This is a genomic window from Komagataeibacter saccharivorans (assembly GCF_004348195.1).
In the GTDB taxonomy this organism is placed as follows: Bacteria; Pseudomonadota; Alphaproteobacteria; order Acetobacterales; family Acetobacteraceae; genus Komagataeibacter; species Komagataeibacter saccharivorans.
The window spans coordinates 108,355-123,439 of the sequence record NZ_CP036404.1; the positions used below are offsets into that span (position 1 = coordinate 108,355).

The 15,085-nt window shown below is 58.1% G+C and carries 6 protein-coding genes and 2 pseudogenes; 2 read left to right on the top strand and 6 right to left on the bottom strand.

Going from position 1 to position 15,085, the window contains the following annotated elements:
- Window positions 1–91 precede the first annotated feature (91 nt).
- The 3 genes and pseudogenes from KSAC_RS00500 to KSAC_RS17465 all read right to left on the bottom strand — a co-directional run.
- Window positions 92–2,032: a transglycosylase domain-containing protein gene (locus tag KSAC_RS00500; protein ID WP_132303520.1), complete on the bottom strand. Its 1,941-nt coding sequence runs from the start codon at window positions 2,030–2,032 to the stop codon at window positions 92–94.
- A 74-nt stretch (window positions 2,033–2,106) separates the two neighbouring features.
- Window positions 2,107–7,167 carry an alpha-2-macroglobulin family protein gene (locus KSAC_RS00505; protein WP_132303522.1) on the bottom strand — a complete coding sequence of 1,687 codons (5,061 nt, stop codon included), beginning with the start codon at window positions 7,165–7,167 and terminating at the stop codon, window positions 2,107–2,109.
- A 79-nt stretch (window positions 7,168–7,246) separates the two neighbouring features.
- A pseudogene (locus KSAC_RS17465) lies at window positions 7,247–7,414 on the bottom strand (IS3 family transposase); the annotation flags it as partial.
- 146 nt (window positions 7,415–7,560) lie between these two features.
- Here KSAC_RS17465 and KSAC_RS00510 point away from each other — a divergent pair.
- Together KSAC_RS00510 and KSAC_RS00515 are read left to right on the top strand one after the other, a co-directional pair.
- Window positions 7,561–8,373, top strand: a complete 813-nt coding sequence (locus KSAC_RS00510; RefSeq protein ID WP_132303502.1) for an IS5 family transposase — start codon at window positions 7,561–7,563, stop codon at window positions 8,371–8,373.
- A gap of 10 nt (window positions 8,374–8,383) precedes the next feature.
- Window positions 8,384–8,665 (top strand): annotated as a pseudogene (locus KSAC_RS00515) (transposase); the annotation flags it as partial.
- A gap of 116 nt (window positions 8,666–8,781) precedes the next feature.
- On the opposite strand, the gene KSAC_RS00520 reads toward KSAC_RS00515, so the two are convergent.
- From KSAC_RS00520 to KSAC_RS00530, 3 genes are read right to left on the bottom strand one after another with little or no spacing between them, the layout of a single operon-like run.
- A complete protein-coding gene (locus KSAC_RS00520) occupies window positions 8,782–10,029 on the bottom strand; it encodes a haloacid dehalogenase-like hydrolase (RefSeq protein WP_132303524.1) in 1,248 nt (415 codons plus the stop codon).
- Window positions 10,026–12,050 (bottom strand): phosphocholine-specific phospholipase C, encoded by a 2,025-nt coding sequence (locus KSAC_RS00525; protein ID WP_132303526.1) that lies wholly within the window; start codon window positions 12,048–12,050, stop codon window positions 10,026–10,028. The genes KSAC_RS00520 and KSAC_RS00525 overlap by 4 nt, the downstream gene beginning before the upstream one ends.
- Before the next feature lie 50 nt (window positions 12,051–12,100).
- Window positions 12,101–14,446 carry a TonB-dependent receptor gene (locus tag KSAC_RS00530; protein ID WP_408884567.1) on the bottom strand — a complete coding sequence of 782 codons (2,346 nt, stop codon included), beginning with the start codon at window positions 14,444–14,446 and terminating at the stop codon, window positions 12,101–12,103.
- Window positions 14,447–15,085: the final 639 nt, after the last annotated feature.

Sequence of the window (15,085 nt, forward strand, 5' to 3'; positions counted from 1 at the left end):
CTGACGACACGCCCTAGCCCACATCAGGCTGATTGGCTGGGAAATGGAAAACTTGTTATAAAATAAATTGACAGTGCAAGAGGGTTCCATTTTACCGTATACGAATATCAATAGTCGCATGGGCGTTTTGCGCGTCCGCAAGAGTGATGTGGGCAAAGCCAGGTGCATCGGGCGTCCAGGAAGGTTGCGCACCGGGCGGCACGCCCAGCGGAATGCCATTGATATACCAATGATAAGGCGGACGGCCGCCTGAACCTTCCAGCCCGACGGGAAGCATCGTGCCCTCGGAAGAGCGGCTTTCAATTTCGGAATGATTGCGCGGAAAGATGATCTGCGGTGCCTGCCGTTGTTGCAGGGTGCGCAGAGCAGGTGACAGGACTGCAACAGCACGATGAGGTTGGGCATTGGCTCGCGGGGCTGATATATGCGGGGGTGAAGAAAGCAGAGAGAGGAGAACTGCCAGCACTGGCCCTGCCGTATCCCGTCCTGTCAGCCCGGGAGAGGCGGTGCCGTCCGGGCGTCCGGCCCAGACACCGACTGTTGCCTGCAGGGTGGAGGCCATCGCCCATCCGTCACGATTGCCATAGGATGTGCCTGTCTTGAAGGCAATTCCCTCCCATGATGCTATGCCAGCCGGTGGAGCGGTGCCCCGCAGGATTGTACGAATGTCGGCATTTGCTCTGCTGGACAGCAGGACTGTCCCGGGTGCAGGGCCTGCCGATTTCAGACCTGTCGGTTCACGATGCAGGGGGGCGACGTGACCATCATGATCGAGTGCCGCATACAGCATTGTCAGGTCATGGAGTGAGATGCCTGCTCCCCCGAGAACGATCGCGAGGCTCGGCGCGCTTTGTGTGCCATCCGGGTTTTCTGGCAGTCGCAACCGCACACCGCAGGCGGAGAGGCGGTCCATGAACCGGGAGGGGCCAACCCGCTCCAGTGCCTGAATGGCAGGCACATTGAGTGAAAGCTGAAGGGCTTCACTCACAGTGGTTTCACCCCGGAAAGCATGGTCAAAATCCCTGGGGGCATAGCCACCAATGGCAAGTCGGCTATCGCGCACACGTGTGCGGGGTGTCATCCAGCCTTTTTCGAACGCCATGCCATAGACAAACGGCTTGAGTGTGGAACCGGGGGAGCGGGGCGCCAAAACAGCATCTATCGCATTGCCCGGAGCCTTATGCTCGGCCCCTCCGACCCATGCAACGATCTGCCGTTCATGGTCGACAATCAGTGCTGCAAATGTTCCACGCAGCGGGGCAGGGTGGCTGGCAAGTACTTGCCGTGCGTTGCGCTGGAGCCTTGCGTCAAGCGTGGTCACCACCACGCCGTTGCGCCCTGCGCTGAGAAAATGACCGGCGAGTTCAGGGGCGTCATGCGGTACGCCGCGTGTGTCTGGTGTTGGCCATGCAACAGGTCGTAATGAAGTGGCGTGTTGCAGTGTGCGGTGCGCCGCGTTCAGCAAGGCGTCAGGATGGCGGTCCGGGCGGAGTGCGGCGGGCCGCCGGGGTAAAGTTACAAGAAACGCGGCCTCGGTGGGTGTCAGATGGCTGGGCTCATGCCCGAAATAGAGCAGGGATGCCGCACGGATGCCTTCGATATTCGTGCCTTCAGGAGCCAGCGTGAGGTAAAGGTTCAATACACCCCGGCGCCCGAAATGCCATTCAAGCTGAAGGGCGCGCAGGATATCGCGCAGCTTGCCGCCCCATGTATGACGGTGCGGGGTAAGGAGGCGGCTTGTCTGCATGGCCAGCGTGGAACCGCCCGAGACAATATGACCACGCCGGCCCAGTTGCCAGATGGCGCGCGCAAGGGCCTGCGGATCAACCCCCGGATGGCTTTCAAAGCGCTGGTCTTCCGTCGTCATCAGGAGTGTGATGTAGGTCGGGTCAACATCCCGGCTTTCAACCGGCAGACGCCAGAAGCCATCGCGGCTTACATGGCCGTCAAGCAGTGTATGGTCGCGGGCTTGAACAAGAAGGGCGGCTTGCTCGGCCCGATGCAGGTCTGGCGGATTAAAACGGTCGGCCACCAGCAGACCAGCCGGAATGAGGCTGGTGAGCAGCAGGCCGAGTGTACAGTTTCTGATGAGGCGGGGGGAAGCCCTCAATGTGCGGTGATCTCGACAGTCCCTGATGCCGTGCGAGCCATCAGGCTTGGAAGACGCCGTGCGCTGACCATCGCTTCTGGCAGAGTGAAGCGGCCCGGCGTAATGGCGCGGACGATGTAGGCGACATGGAAACTCCGCGTCGCAAGATCTGGAGACTGCGTCGTGAAGCGCACCGCAGCACTGAAGCGATCATCCAGCGCGGCAGCATGTTCAGTGTTGCTGAGTGTGCCCAGAAAAGCGTAAGGGGGCTGTGCGCGGTCGTTTTCAGTGTCGTCCATGTCATGCTCGTCAGATGCGGCATCCTCAGGAGACACAATGCTCTCGACTTCCCATCCGGCAGGAAGCAGGCTGGTGATGCCCACCAGATACTGACCCGGGTGGAGGGCCGTGCCTTTGAGACTGACGATAAACCGGTCATTCTGTTGCATGTGTGTCAGGTCAAATGGCTGGCCAGTCAGGGTAAAGCCCTGCATGGCCAGTGTCAGTCCGTTGGTGAGAGGTTTGACATTCCCGGCTGGCTCGCCTTGCACGGTCAGGGTGCTGAACAGCATCTTCCTGCCGGTATTTTCAACCTGAAGACCCTTTTCGAGTGCGGCGGAATCAAACGGATAGGCAAGCGGCAGGCGAAGCGGTGTGGCGTTGGAGCGCCCCTGCACACGCACGCTTCGCCCGTCAGTATCCTTGTTCAGGGCGCTGGCAGCTTCGAGCAGCGCCGTTCTGGTTGCGGTTGTCAGCATATCAGGCGACAGAGTCAGCTTGCCAAACCGCCCAATGAGCAGGTGGGTGCGCCGGTCGTCATGCGCTTCGGCTGTCAGGGCAGCAAGCCCGGCCAGGTCGCGCACGTAAGTCCAGTATCTGTAATCCCACAAATCCGGCTTTCCGGTGCGGGGTGGCCCGAGTGCCGAGATGGCTGCGTCCAGCAGTGCTTCTGGTGATGTCGCGCTGTTGTCCTCCGGTGCATCGTCCATCGCGAGTGCGACAGCGAGATGCCCAAGGGCCAGAGGATAGGCCTGTGCGTTGGAGCCTGCCATGCCAGCCCAGACATAGTTGACGCGGGTACCATCCTGCCGCGCGACGAGCGAGGCCGCGAGAGTGTGGACTGCATCAGGGTGGAGGCGACCAGCACGGGCCAGCACGTACGCCGCGTAAGCGCGTGTATTCAGCAGTTCTGCCTGCCTTTCACTGTCCTGTTCTTCATCATCGACGCTCTGAGGCTGGAGCTGCTCGCTTTCAATATGGTCGAGTAGCAGGCCGAGCCGGTCATCCGGCACGGTGTAGCCCGCGGCTTTTGCCCGGATCAGGAAATCGGCAAGATAGTCCAGATCGTCGGGAAGACTGAGACCATCGGAGCGGTCCCACTGGCCAATCTCACCTGAGGGGTTCTGGCGATCAAAAAGCGTATTGATGGCCGACTGGATGGATTTGCCCGGAGTGTCTTTGTGGTCGTGAGTTTCGGAGAGGGCCGGGTTGCCCTGTTGCAGCAGCGCACGGGCCTGAGCCGCCAGTGTATCAGAATCCCCCCAGACGCTGGATTGCAGGGATTCTTGCAACCCGACTGTATCAAGACCGTCCGATGCGGAGATGTTGAGGGTTATCCGCGCGTCTGCCGGGTTGAAGCCCGCAAGTTCCGTGCGGTCCCATGTCTTATGGCTGCCGGGTGGGAGCGGGGCAGTCCGGCTGACGGTAAGCGGAACATGCGCCAGTCTGATGCCGATGGGCCAGCTTCGCGTCAGCAGCACTTTTGATGAGCCGGATCGGCGCAATGTGAGATGGATATGCGCAATGGCGGTACGGTCTGGCAGGGTGGGGGTGGCGGCCAGCGCAACACGCAGGTCAGCGCGCCCACCGGGTTTGACAGGGGCGCTGAGTGTGCCGGAGCCGAGAACACGGAGCGGTCCATCCGTGGTGACCTGGACCTCGTAAGGTGCTGATGGCGCATCAACATTGATAATGGAGACCTGTGCCTGTGCCGTATCTCCCGGGGCGAGGAACCGTGGCAATCCCAGGTCGGGGAAAACCGGGTCTCGTGCCGTGATGTCTGCCTGCGCGTTGCCAACGGCATCTTTGCTCCAGGCTGAGGCCATCAGGTGAAGCTGGCCGTCAAAATCCGGCACATCGAACGAGAGGGTGCCGTGTCCGGTGCTGTCGAGTGCGACAGGGCCATCGAACAGCGCGACGCTTTTCGTTGTCCGCACGGGCGGGCCGTCCGCGCTGCTGTCATTTGACCCTGCATCTCCCCCAGACCGGATCCGGCCATTTTTCGCATCACTCAGCAGAAGAGACCCGTAGTTGTCCAGCATGTCCAGCCCAAGACGGGGGCGACCGTAAAGGGCATCAAACAGGTTGAGCGGCGTGAAATGCGTGAGGTTGAGAATACCCTGATCGACCGCGGACACCGCGACCTGCACATGCCCCGCCGGAAGACCCTGACTGGCCTGAACTGTCACGGGAACGGTGATGCGATGGCGCGGCGTGACGGTGTCGGGCACATCAAGCGTTACGTTCAGCCGATGGGTGTCCTGATTGACACCAATCCATGTGACACCAACCGCCCGCACAGGGTCATGCGGGCGCAGGCCGGAGGGGCTGTTGAGGGGGCGATAGAGAGTGACCAGCGCATAGGCGCCGGAATGCCAGTCCGGTGCGGCGGTTACCGGCACGTCCAGCCCTTCTTTCGGAACGTCCACGAAGCGCGTGTTCAGCACACGGTCTGTTGCAAGCGTTATCTGGGCCTGTCCGGAAAAACCGCCGCCAATGTGGATGACCGTGCTGCCGCCTGGCACGATATGGGTATCGCGCACGCTGAGCGGCAGATGGTCCGGTGTGCTGGCATTACCGCTTCCACCCCAGCCGACCTGAAAGCGGAGTGAACTGCCTGTTACGCCGCCACTTTCGCTCGGGACGGCACTCAGGCGATATTCGCCCCAGTCCAGCGTTGGGGTGATCCGCGCTGTACCTTTGGCATCTGTTGCAAGATCGCCCGAGCGCATGGGCACGTCCACAGTGTGGCTGCTGAAGGTCCAGCCATTGTCGGGCGTGTAGGACCAGTTATAGATCCGGTTGACGCGTGACAGGGTCCAGTGAATCTTGCCGATGGCAACCGGACTGTTGTCAGGCGCAAAACTTGCGAGATCAATGGGGATAACAGCACTGCCCATGCTGGAGGAGGCATCTGTCGCGACACGGAGGCCGATCAGCGGTGCGGTGCGGCGGACGGGAATTGAAAAGTGTTCGCCCACGCGCCGCCCCATGGGGTCAAGAAAACCGGCACGTATATCAAGGGCGAGCGGCCGGGTAAGGCCCTGAGGAATATCCGGCGTGAAGGTCAACTGCGTATGGCCTTCATGATCGGTTGGATCTGCGCTGATGTCGCCGCTGGCTGATGGTGTCTCCTCGTTCTCAAACCCGAAAGCCCAGCCTGTGTGGTCAGGGATCGGATCGGTCGAGGGAACAAGCCTGTAGGAACTGTCACTTTTAAGGCCCGCACCGGGCGCGCCGTAGAGAAAACGTGCCGAGGCATCAATCACAACGGCCTGTCCGGCGGTTGCGGAGGCTGGTGGCCTGAAACTGGCTTCGATACTGGGTGGTACGAAATCCTGAACGCTGAAACGGGCCGAACCGATGGCAGGCAGGGAAGGGTCGAGCAGAATATCGGCCCGCCACAGGCCCGTAGGTGCGCTGGCGCTCAGGGGCAGGGTGATGGCGTAGCCGCCCTCTGCCGCACCTGTAAGCGGAATGCGCCGTTCTTCCATCATATCGGGACGGTAAAGAACAAGAACCGGGTGCGCGTCTGGAATAGCCTGTCCTGCCCGGTCACGCAGGAGAGTGAGGAGATGCACGCTCTCACCGGGACGATAGATCCCGCGGTCAGGCTGCACGAGTGCGCGACTGCTCCCCTGAAAGGGGCTGACGGCACCTTCCAGATGCTGTTCTGAAAAATCGAACCATTGCCGGTCAAGATGCAGAAAGCCGAAATCCTCTCCCTTGCTGGCCAGCAGGACCGAGGAGCGGTCTGCCATGGTACCACGGAGCAGGGGGGCATCAAAATGTCCGAGGCCACGCGCATCCGTTGTGACTGTTGCCAGAGTGCCGCCATCACGGGCGCGCAGTGTCAGCGTGACATCAGGAGTAGGCTGTCCGCTCATCAGGGAGCGGGCACTGACTGTCAGCCCGTCTTCACCCCGCAGCATGGTCAGCCCAAGATCGCTCAGATTAACCCAGTGGGCAGAAATAGCCTTGTTTTGCAGAAGATCGGCGTTGATGTTCCCACGTTTAAGCGCGGTTTCCACGGGGCTTTTTTCGGGCGGCGTTGCGGCGTCTTCAACCGTCACCAGATAGAGGCCGTTCTGTCCTGCGCCAATTGTCTCTGCCAGCGGGAAGCCAGTCGTCACAGATCGGTCTGGAGCATGATCGATCGCCATGGTGCCGTGCCAGATTTCACGCATGGTCGTGTCCAGCAGGTTCTGGAACGTATAAGGGTCAAAACTGGTCTGGTTCAGATCAGGCAGTGTGCTGTCGATCTGAGCTGTGCCGGGAAATTGCTGATACGCAGCAACCCGAAAGACGTGGAGACGAACCGTGGAGACGTTAACAGTTTCGATAGCGAGGGCAGGCGTATGCCCGGTCGTGCGTCCGGGCAGGATAAAGCCGTCTCCTGTCAGCCCAACGTGTGCATCACGACGCCCAAAACGGGCGCTGAGCGTGAGGGGGGCGGCGAGATTCTGGCCATCGGCTGAAGTAAAATCCGGGTCGACCTTCATTGTGTAACCCTGCCCGAAGGCAAGCTTGCCAAGGCAGAATGTGTCATTCTCAACACGCGATGTGAAGGCGCTTTCTGGTGAGAGATGGACCGAATGGGCCAGTGTTGATGTTTCTCGTGCGTTCAGGTTCTGATTGAAATGCAGGCAGATTTCAGGGTGTTCGCCTGTTGCATCGAGAGAGGTGCGCTGGAACGCGAAAGGCGAGGACTCAGTGGAGGCCGCCCGACTGCATGGCGCGAGGTACAGAACCGGAAGGACAGCAAGGCTCAGGGAAGAAAGCAGAAGGCGTAGAGACAATATCTTGAACCCTGAACAGTTTATGCTGGATTACGCGATGTAAACAGTCCCAGGATTGGCGGGGACCGGGTTTCACAAATTACGCGGCTATGAGAATTTGGTCCATAGCAGCATAAAAATGTTGTTCGGCCTCGGCTGGCGTGATGTTGGCGACAGGCTCAAGGATACGGCGGTTGTTGAACCAGTCTCCCCCTTGGAGGGTGGCGTATTCGACGGCCTAAAACGATCGCCATGTGCCGAATCGATGCTTATGATCGCTTCTTAGAGTCTGACCGAAAATGAGTTGAGTGATTTCAGCTGGTTATGATTCATGGGTTTGCGAGAACCTGATGAGATCAAGATGGCCTAGAGGGTGTTATGTACTTTTTTGTGTAATTGTTGCAGAATATGTGGATGAATACTGCTCGCAAACCGTATCCGTCTGATATCAGTGACGAAGAGTGGTCTCTGATTGTTCCCTATCTCCTTCTGATGAAAGAGGATGCAGAGCAGCGACATCATGATCTGAGAGAGTTGTTCAACGGCCTGCGGTATGTGATCCGTTACGGTATAGCATGGCGCGCGATGCCGAACGATCTGCCACCGTGGACTGCGGTTTATCAGCAATCCCGGCGCTGGATGGACGCAGGATGTTTCGAGGTTGTCGTCCACGATCTCCGGGCCGTGCTGCGTCTGGCTGCAGGAAAGCAGGCCGAGCCGACAACGGCGATTATCGACAGCCGGACACTGCGCTCAACCCCTGAGAGTGGTTCACGCGCCGGGTATGATGGCGCGAAAAGAAAAAAGGGATCGAAGCTGCACATGGCGGTCGACACCCTAGGGCATCTTCTGGCCCTGCACGTCACCCCGGCAGACAGAGATGATCGGGCAGAAGTCGCTCCGCTCGCGCAAGCCATTCAGCAGGCAACAGACGGTAGCGTTGAACTGGCATGGGCTGATCAGGGCTATACCGGATCAAAACCGGCGAAAGCTGCCAGAGAGCAGGATATCACCCTCGAAATCGTCAGGCTGCCTCAGGCAAAGCGGGGTTTTGTGCTGCTGCCCCGACGATGGATCGTGGAGAGATCGTTCGCATGGGCGACACGGTGCAGAAGGCTCGTAAAAGACTACGAGCGCTGCGCCTCAACCCTCGCCGCAATGCACACCATCGCCTTCGCTGGCTTCATGCTCAGAAATGCCGCTCAACTGCTCGCCCAAAGTGCATAACACCCTCTAGCTTCGCCATCTGATCGGTTACGGGGGATATGCTGGCGAGAGGTTGCGTGGTGCGCTGGCTGAACTCGGCCGATGGACGATCGAGATCGTCAGGCGTAGCGATCGCGCCGAAGGCTTCGTCGTCCTGCCCAAACGCTGGATCGTGGAGCGCAGCTTTGTATGGCTCGGATGCTGTCGTCGCCTCACGAAGGATCTCGAGGCAACAATCTCGTCATCCCACGCGTGGTTGATGATCGCCCATATCCGCAGAGTTCTGAGGAAAAATAATCAAACCGCTTTCTAATTCAGGCCCTCAGACCCTATAAATACATCTGCAGGATCTGGACTTCAGAGCCAGAAAGATTCATCATAAAACCCCGGGACTAAACATCCAGACTCAGGCCCCTAATCAGTATGGTTTCAGGAATGGACAACCAATGCAGGCAATCGTGAGCCTAAGGGAATACTCTGTTCCGATGGTCGCCATTCGCCGGTATTTTCATCGCGGCCCTGCAGGATAAAGCGTGGTTGGGGGGCGGATAGCTGTGCTACAGCCAGACTTGCTATAGTACCAATTGGACCGGAAGGCAGCCGGTTGACCACCAGACCAAGGCGGGTGTCCGGAAATTCGGTCAGCATGGCGTAATCTCCGTCACTATCCCCACACACCAGTAAAGGTCCATAGCCTCGCGGCCCTGCCAGTGCCTGACGTATGGCGCGCACTTTGCCTGCGCGATAGGTTACGGGCCAATGCGGCGCGGCATCAAGTCCCAGCTTGCCACTAGACCAGTCCATACGAACGCCAAGGACATTCTGGCGGGGCAGGTCGTAACCATAATCGGGATCGGTGGCGAACACGGCCACGACGTCTTCCAGTGATGCGGAACAGACATGGACGTCAATACCTGCCTGACGCAGTACCCATTGCAGGTCCGCGATCTCCGGGGTCAGGCGTAGTCCGGTCTGGATGGGGCGCGCAACAATGCCCGCCTGCCCGGAACGGGTGGCCGGAGTGATCCATGTTTCCTGTCCCATGCCCTGAGCCAGATGCCATCTGTTGGACGCCCTGGCCAGCGCCACCAGTCCGGCTGCATCATGACCGGCCAGCAGGCGGATGATCCAGCGGCAGGCTACGTCCCCATTGCATGTGGCGTTGATGGCATCATAGGCAAATACCAGCTTGGCACGCAGGCTGAGCAGTACCGGGTCCGTTGGTGCAGGGGGCATGGACCGGGCAGACAGAAGGGCATAATCCGCGCACAGATCGGCATGAAGGTCCTTGAAGCGGACATTTTGTCCACATACGGTCCGAAAAGGACCTGTAAACGTATGTGCAGGTACGTCACGCGCCGTTGCCTGGGCAAAAGTTTCGGCTGACATCGCGAATGCAAAATGGTTGGCCGTATAATGCAGCAGGCTTTCCTCGCAATCGCCTGCGATACAGGTATTGTCCCAGTCGAATACGGCATACGGGCGTCGGGCAGGGTTATAGCTGGCGCTGGCGCTGCCGTATGTGGCGATCAGGCGTTCGATCACGCGGCGCGTGCGGGGCGCCCATTTCAGCGGTGCCAGCACCGGGGCGCATCCTTCAGCCCATGCAGGCAGGGATGGGCTGATGCCAGCCGCGATACTGGCGGCCAGCACGTTGCGGCGGGTCAGGACTGTCATGCGCCGGTCCGGCCCATATGGGGATCCGTACGGCTTGGCCTGCCATTCTCGATATGTCCCGCCAGTTGGATCAGGCGGTGCGCGTGATTCGGGTCCTGAATGGTCAGGTCATACCAGTGGTCGGATACAGCGATCGGCCATATGGTGTCGGTTGTCGCATTGGGGGGCAGTTCAGTTTCGTGCGTGGTATGGGTATAGGCGTTCTCAATCCGGACAGTGCGGGGCGCATGGTCATGGTTATGCAGCGACAGCACCGCCACCTCACGGGCGGGGTCGTAACGCAGGGTCACGTCCGGCAGACCCTTGCCCAGAAACTGGCGGAAAAAACCGTTGGGTCCATGAACCGTTACGGGCAGGCTGTCATTGGCCGTGACTGGTAGGGTCATATCGGACCCGGCGCCCAGCGTATAATGGCGTGTCACCTTGCCATCACGGATACGCAGTACCGCCCCCTGACTGCCTTCATTCGCAATATGGAGGTGTCCCGGCGCCATCAGGTCCACATGCAGCCGGTAGGGCAGGGCGCGGGCCGGGCGTTGGCCGGGTTCCTGCTGCGGCAGGGACTGCCGGGCGGGAATGGTGGGCTTGGGCAGCATGCATGACTGACGTGTTTCCGCCAGATAGGTATCCGTCCGCGGCAGGTGTGCGGTCCACCGGCGATCTGTTTGCGCGAAGTCGAAAATGGAGGTCATGTCCCCGCATACGGCCCGTCGCCATGGGGTGATGTTGGGGACCTCTACACCAAAACGCGCTTCAAGAAAGCGCAGGACGGACGTATGGTCGAATACCTGTGAATTGACCCATCCGCCCTTGGTCCATGGTGAAATTACGATTGCAGGCACGCGTGGCCCCAGTCCTACTGGGACGGTGTGATAGGATTCCCCCGTGGTCGCGACCGTACTGCCGCCATACCGTGGGTCAGGTGCGGGGACCGGCGGGGGAACGTGGTCAAAGAAACCATCATTTTCGTCATAATTCAGGATAAAAACCGTTTTGGCCCAGACATCGGGATGACGCACAAAGACATCCATCAATTGGGAAATCAGGTGTTCACCGTAACCGGGCGGGGCGTCAGGATGTTCCGACAGGGCGGCTGGTGGCACGATCCACGAAACCTGCGGCAGCCTGCCATGGGCGACATCATCTTCAAAGGCGGCGACAAGGTAGCGGCCTTCGGTATCATGCATGTTGGTGGCAGTTGATCCCGGCACGATCATGCGGGCGCGCTGGTATTCCCATGACCGGGGATCAAGGTTGCGGAATTGTGCAAAGGACGCCAGCGGGTTGTCGCCAAAATTGTCGTATTCCTGATAAACGCGCCACGATACGCCCGCCGCCTGCAGTTTTTCGGGATAGGTGGTCCAGCGGAATGGTTGAAAATCGGCCCGGTCATGCGCCATGTCCGCCGACCAGTTGCCATCATCGACATTCTGTATGGCCTGTAATCCGTCATTGCCGACCGCCAGTCCGTTCGTGCCGGTGAAAAGGAACAGACGGTTGGGATTGGTCGGCCCGAAAATGGAGGCATGATAGGCATCACATACCGTAAAGGCATCGGCCAGCGCGTAATAATACGGGATTTCCGCACGGGTGAAATGGCCCATGGTCATGGCCGTCTTGTGTGGCACCCATGAATTCCAGTCATTCCATGCCGTCTGTGTGTCCTTCCAGCTATGATCAAGGCTGGCAAGGCAGGCGCTGGAGGTATGTGCGGTGTTGAACAGGAAGGGCATGACATGGCCGCCCTTCCCATCCGGTTGTGCAAAGACGCTGCTGCCGTCAGGCAATTTTTCAGCGCGGGGATCACCATATCCCCGCACGCCCTGCAGGCAGCCGAAGTAATGATCGAATGACCGGTTTTCCTGCATCAGGATAACCACATGCTCCACGTCCTGTATCGTGCCGGTCACCCGGTTGGGGGCGACCGCCAGTGCCCGTTTCAGGTTTTCCGGCAGTGCCGCCCCGATGGCGGCGGCGGCGCCAAATTTCAGGAACTGACGGCGATTGGCGATATCGGACATGGTGTGGTCATCCATAGGCTGCAGGAGGATTGAAGGCCGGCGTGCCGCAATCAGAAAAAGTGCTTGCGCAGGGTAAAGAACACCATGCGCGGCGCACCGGCCTGCAACGTCTGCAGGCTGCCCGTGGGGTCGCTGACAGCAAAGCCCGTGCTGCCGACTGTTGCAACGTAGCGTTTGTCGAACAGGTTGGTCACGTTGATCTGTGCATCCAGACCATGCAGCGCCCAGTTATGGCTGTGGAAGCGGTAGCCGACATTCAGGTTGAAGATGTCGTTCGGCTTGATCCACTGGTCATTGGTGTAGGTATAGGTCCGGCGGCCCTGATACTGCATGCCGATATTACCCCAGATCGTACCATCATCATAACTGATCTGGACGTTGGCCAGGTTACGCGGCATGCCAACCACGCTCTTGCCACGGGTGGCGTAGGTTATGCCGCCAGTCGTCAGGTTGTCGTCATACACGGACTGGTTGTAGGCATAGGACGCATACAGCGACCAGTTATCCGTAAAGCGATAGTTGAAAGCCGTATCAATACCACGCGCGGTCACGCCGCCGACATTGGTCAGGATGCTGGCATAGCCCTGAACGTTCGTGCCGCTGGATACGGGTGAGATGGATGCCAGACGGTCCTCGAATTCGATATAGTAACCGGTAATGGACGCCTGAATGCGCCGGTTGTGGAAGCGGTAGCCGATTTCCTCGCTGTAGGACATTTCCGGGTGCAGCGTTTTCTTGGATGCGGCGTAGGCGGCGGATGTCATTGCAAACGGGCTGGTGGCACCCGTGGTCGAGTTGTCAAAGGCGGCCATGTTCCGGGCAAAGTCGGCAAATATTTCATTATGGCGGTTGATGCGGTAATTGGCGCCAAGCTGCGGCAGGAAGCCGTTGGCCGAAGTAATGGAACCCGATGCATATGTATTGGCCACCGGTGTACCCATGTAGTTGCCTTCGAGCTGGCGGCCCCGATTATCAACAACCAGCGACTTGAAACCGTAATTCAGTTTCAGGGCCGGGGTGATCTGCCATGTATCCTGAATATGGAACTGGTAGGTCTTGGTGTTGAAGGCGCTCTGCCATTGGGTTTCGAACGGGTTGTTGCGGAACCAGTGGACGGAGCTGCCGGTATATTTGTCCGCGCTGAGCGGATAGAAGCGACGTGCCTGCTCAAAATCGTTGTTTTCAAACCAGAAGCCGCCTTCGATCGTATGGTGACCGAGCTCGTAGGACAGGCTGCCTATAAAACCTTCACGATGGATGTCATATTCCGTGGTACGGACGGAGAGTGGAGAGCCGCCAAGGGATGCAGGCGTTGCCGTATACGGCGTGGCGTAAATGCCTTCACCCGTATTGGTATGGCCGTAAACAGTGGCGAAGCCCTTGAGGTGGTCAGTCAGATGGAAATCGAACTTGCCATATCCCAGCACGTCCTGACGGAGGCCGGCTGAGTTGTAATAGGACTGGTCCTGATTGGCGATGCCCGCGGGGAAGGGTTTGCCAGTCTGGTAAGCCGTCGCGATCTGCTTGGCCAGGCCATAGTTGTTGGTAATGTTATCGACGTTATAGCCCTTGGTCTGGATCATCTGCAGCGAGAGATCCTGATAATCATTTTCTGCGCGCTGGCTGTAATCACCGAACAGGGTCAGCTTGACCTTGTCACCCAGCGGCTGGATGAACTTGGCATTGGCCTGCTGCTGCTGCTGGATGCCATCGCCCTTCCACTTGTTGGCATCCTGATAGTCATAGGAAACATACAGCCGCCCGCCACCGGGCAGGGTGCCGGAATTGATGCGCCCGAAAGTGCGCCACGTGCCATATGATCCGACAGTACCTGCGACATCGACGCCAAATTTCTTGCTTGGGTCGATGGATGTGAATTCCAGTGCGCCACCAAGGTCATTGGATGCCGCGACACCGACCGAACCCGCGCCCTGCGCCAGGCTGGCGGGGCCGTTGTTTTCGGTCTGCAACGCACGACCAATGGAAAGGCCGTTATCATTACCATAGGCAAGGTTGCCCAGCGGGATGCCATCCATGGTAAAGCCAAGGCGGCTTTGGTCAAACCCGCGGATGATGATCTGCTGCGACCATTCGTAAGATCCCAGTGGATCGGAAGAGGTAAACATGACGCCAGGCAGCTTGGACAGGGTCTTGAGCGGACTGGTGCCAGGCGCAACTTCCTGCAGCGCGCGGTGGGACAGCGACTGTGTTTCACGCGCGGCACCCGCGCCCATGACGATGATTGATTCCGCCTTGGTGGCGGTAACGGAATCCGCGCTGGCATTTGTCGTGATCTTGCCCGCGGAGATTTTGCCACGATGGTCCGTCTGCTTGGTTGCGGGCTGCTTCTGTGCCGCGTCGGCTGCATGGGCGTTATGGAAGAACAAAGAACTCATGCATGTTGTGAGAAGAAGAAACGTGTTCTTTTTCATGCAGCGTGATCCCTCATGACAAGGCCCCGATTGGTGGTGGTTGAATGACGCGGCACACCCTATGTTTGGGGTTTCATGGTGTCTCGTGATGTTTTTATGAAACTATGATTTCAGTATTATTAAATTTGTATATTAGGAATCTGTGAAAATAAATTAGTACTTGTTATGTTATTTTTACGTGGCCTGTTGATATTTATTGCACTGATTTTATAAATAACTATCGATAATATTTCAAATTATTCATGGTTTATGTAAAAAATAATAGTGGTTTCATTTGTTTATGAAATTTAATTACCTTGATAATACATTTGCGTATAGGGGGTCTATGTTTCTAAAAACGGGCGTTTCATGATGGATATAGACTGTCCACGTATGATGAATTCAGAATGCGGTATCATCCATATATGAAGCATATCTTCATAATTCCCTTAATATATAAGGGAATTATTGAAACGATATAGATATGAATTAACGAGATTCGTCCTGTTTTCAGATATTGATATAAGATGCGGGAACATACCGTTGTTTTTATGACACAGGGACGGATGTTATCGTAATGGCGGCACATACAGACCATATCCGCAGTGACGCTACTGCCGATAG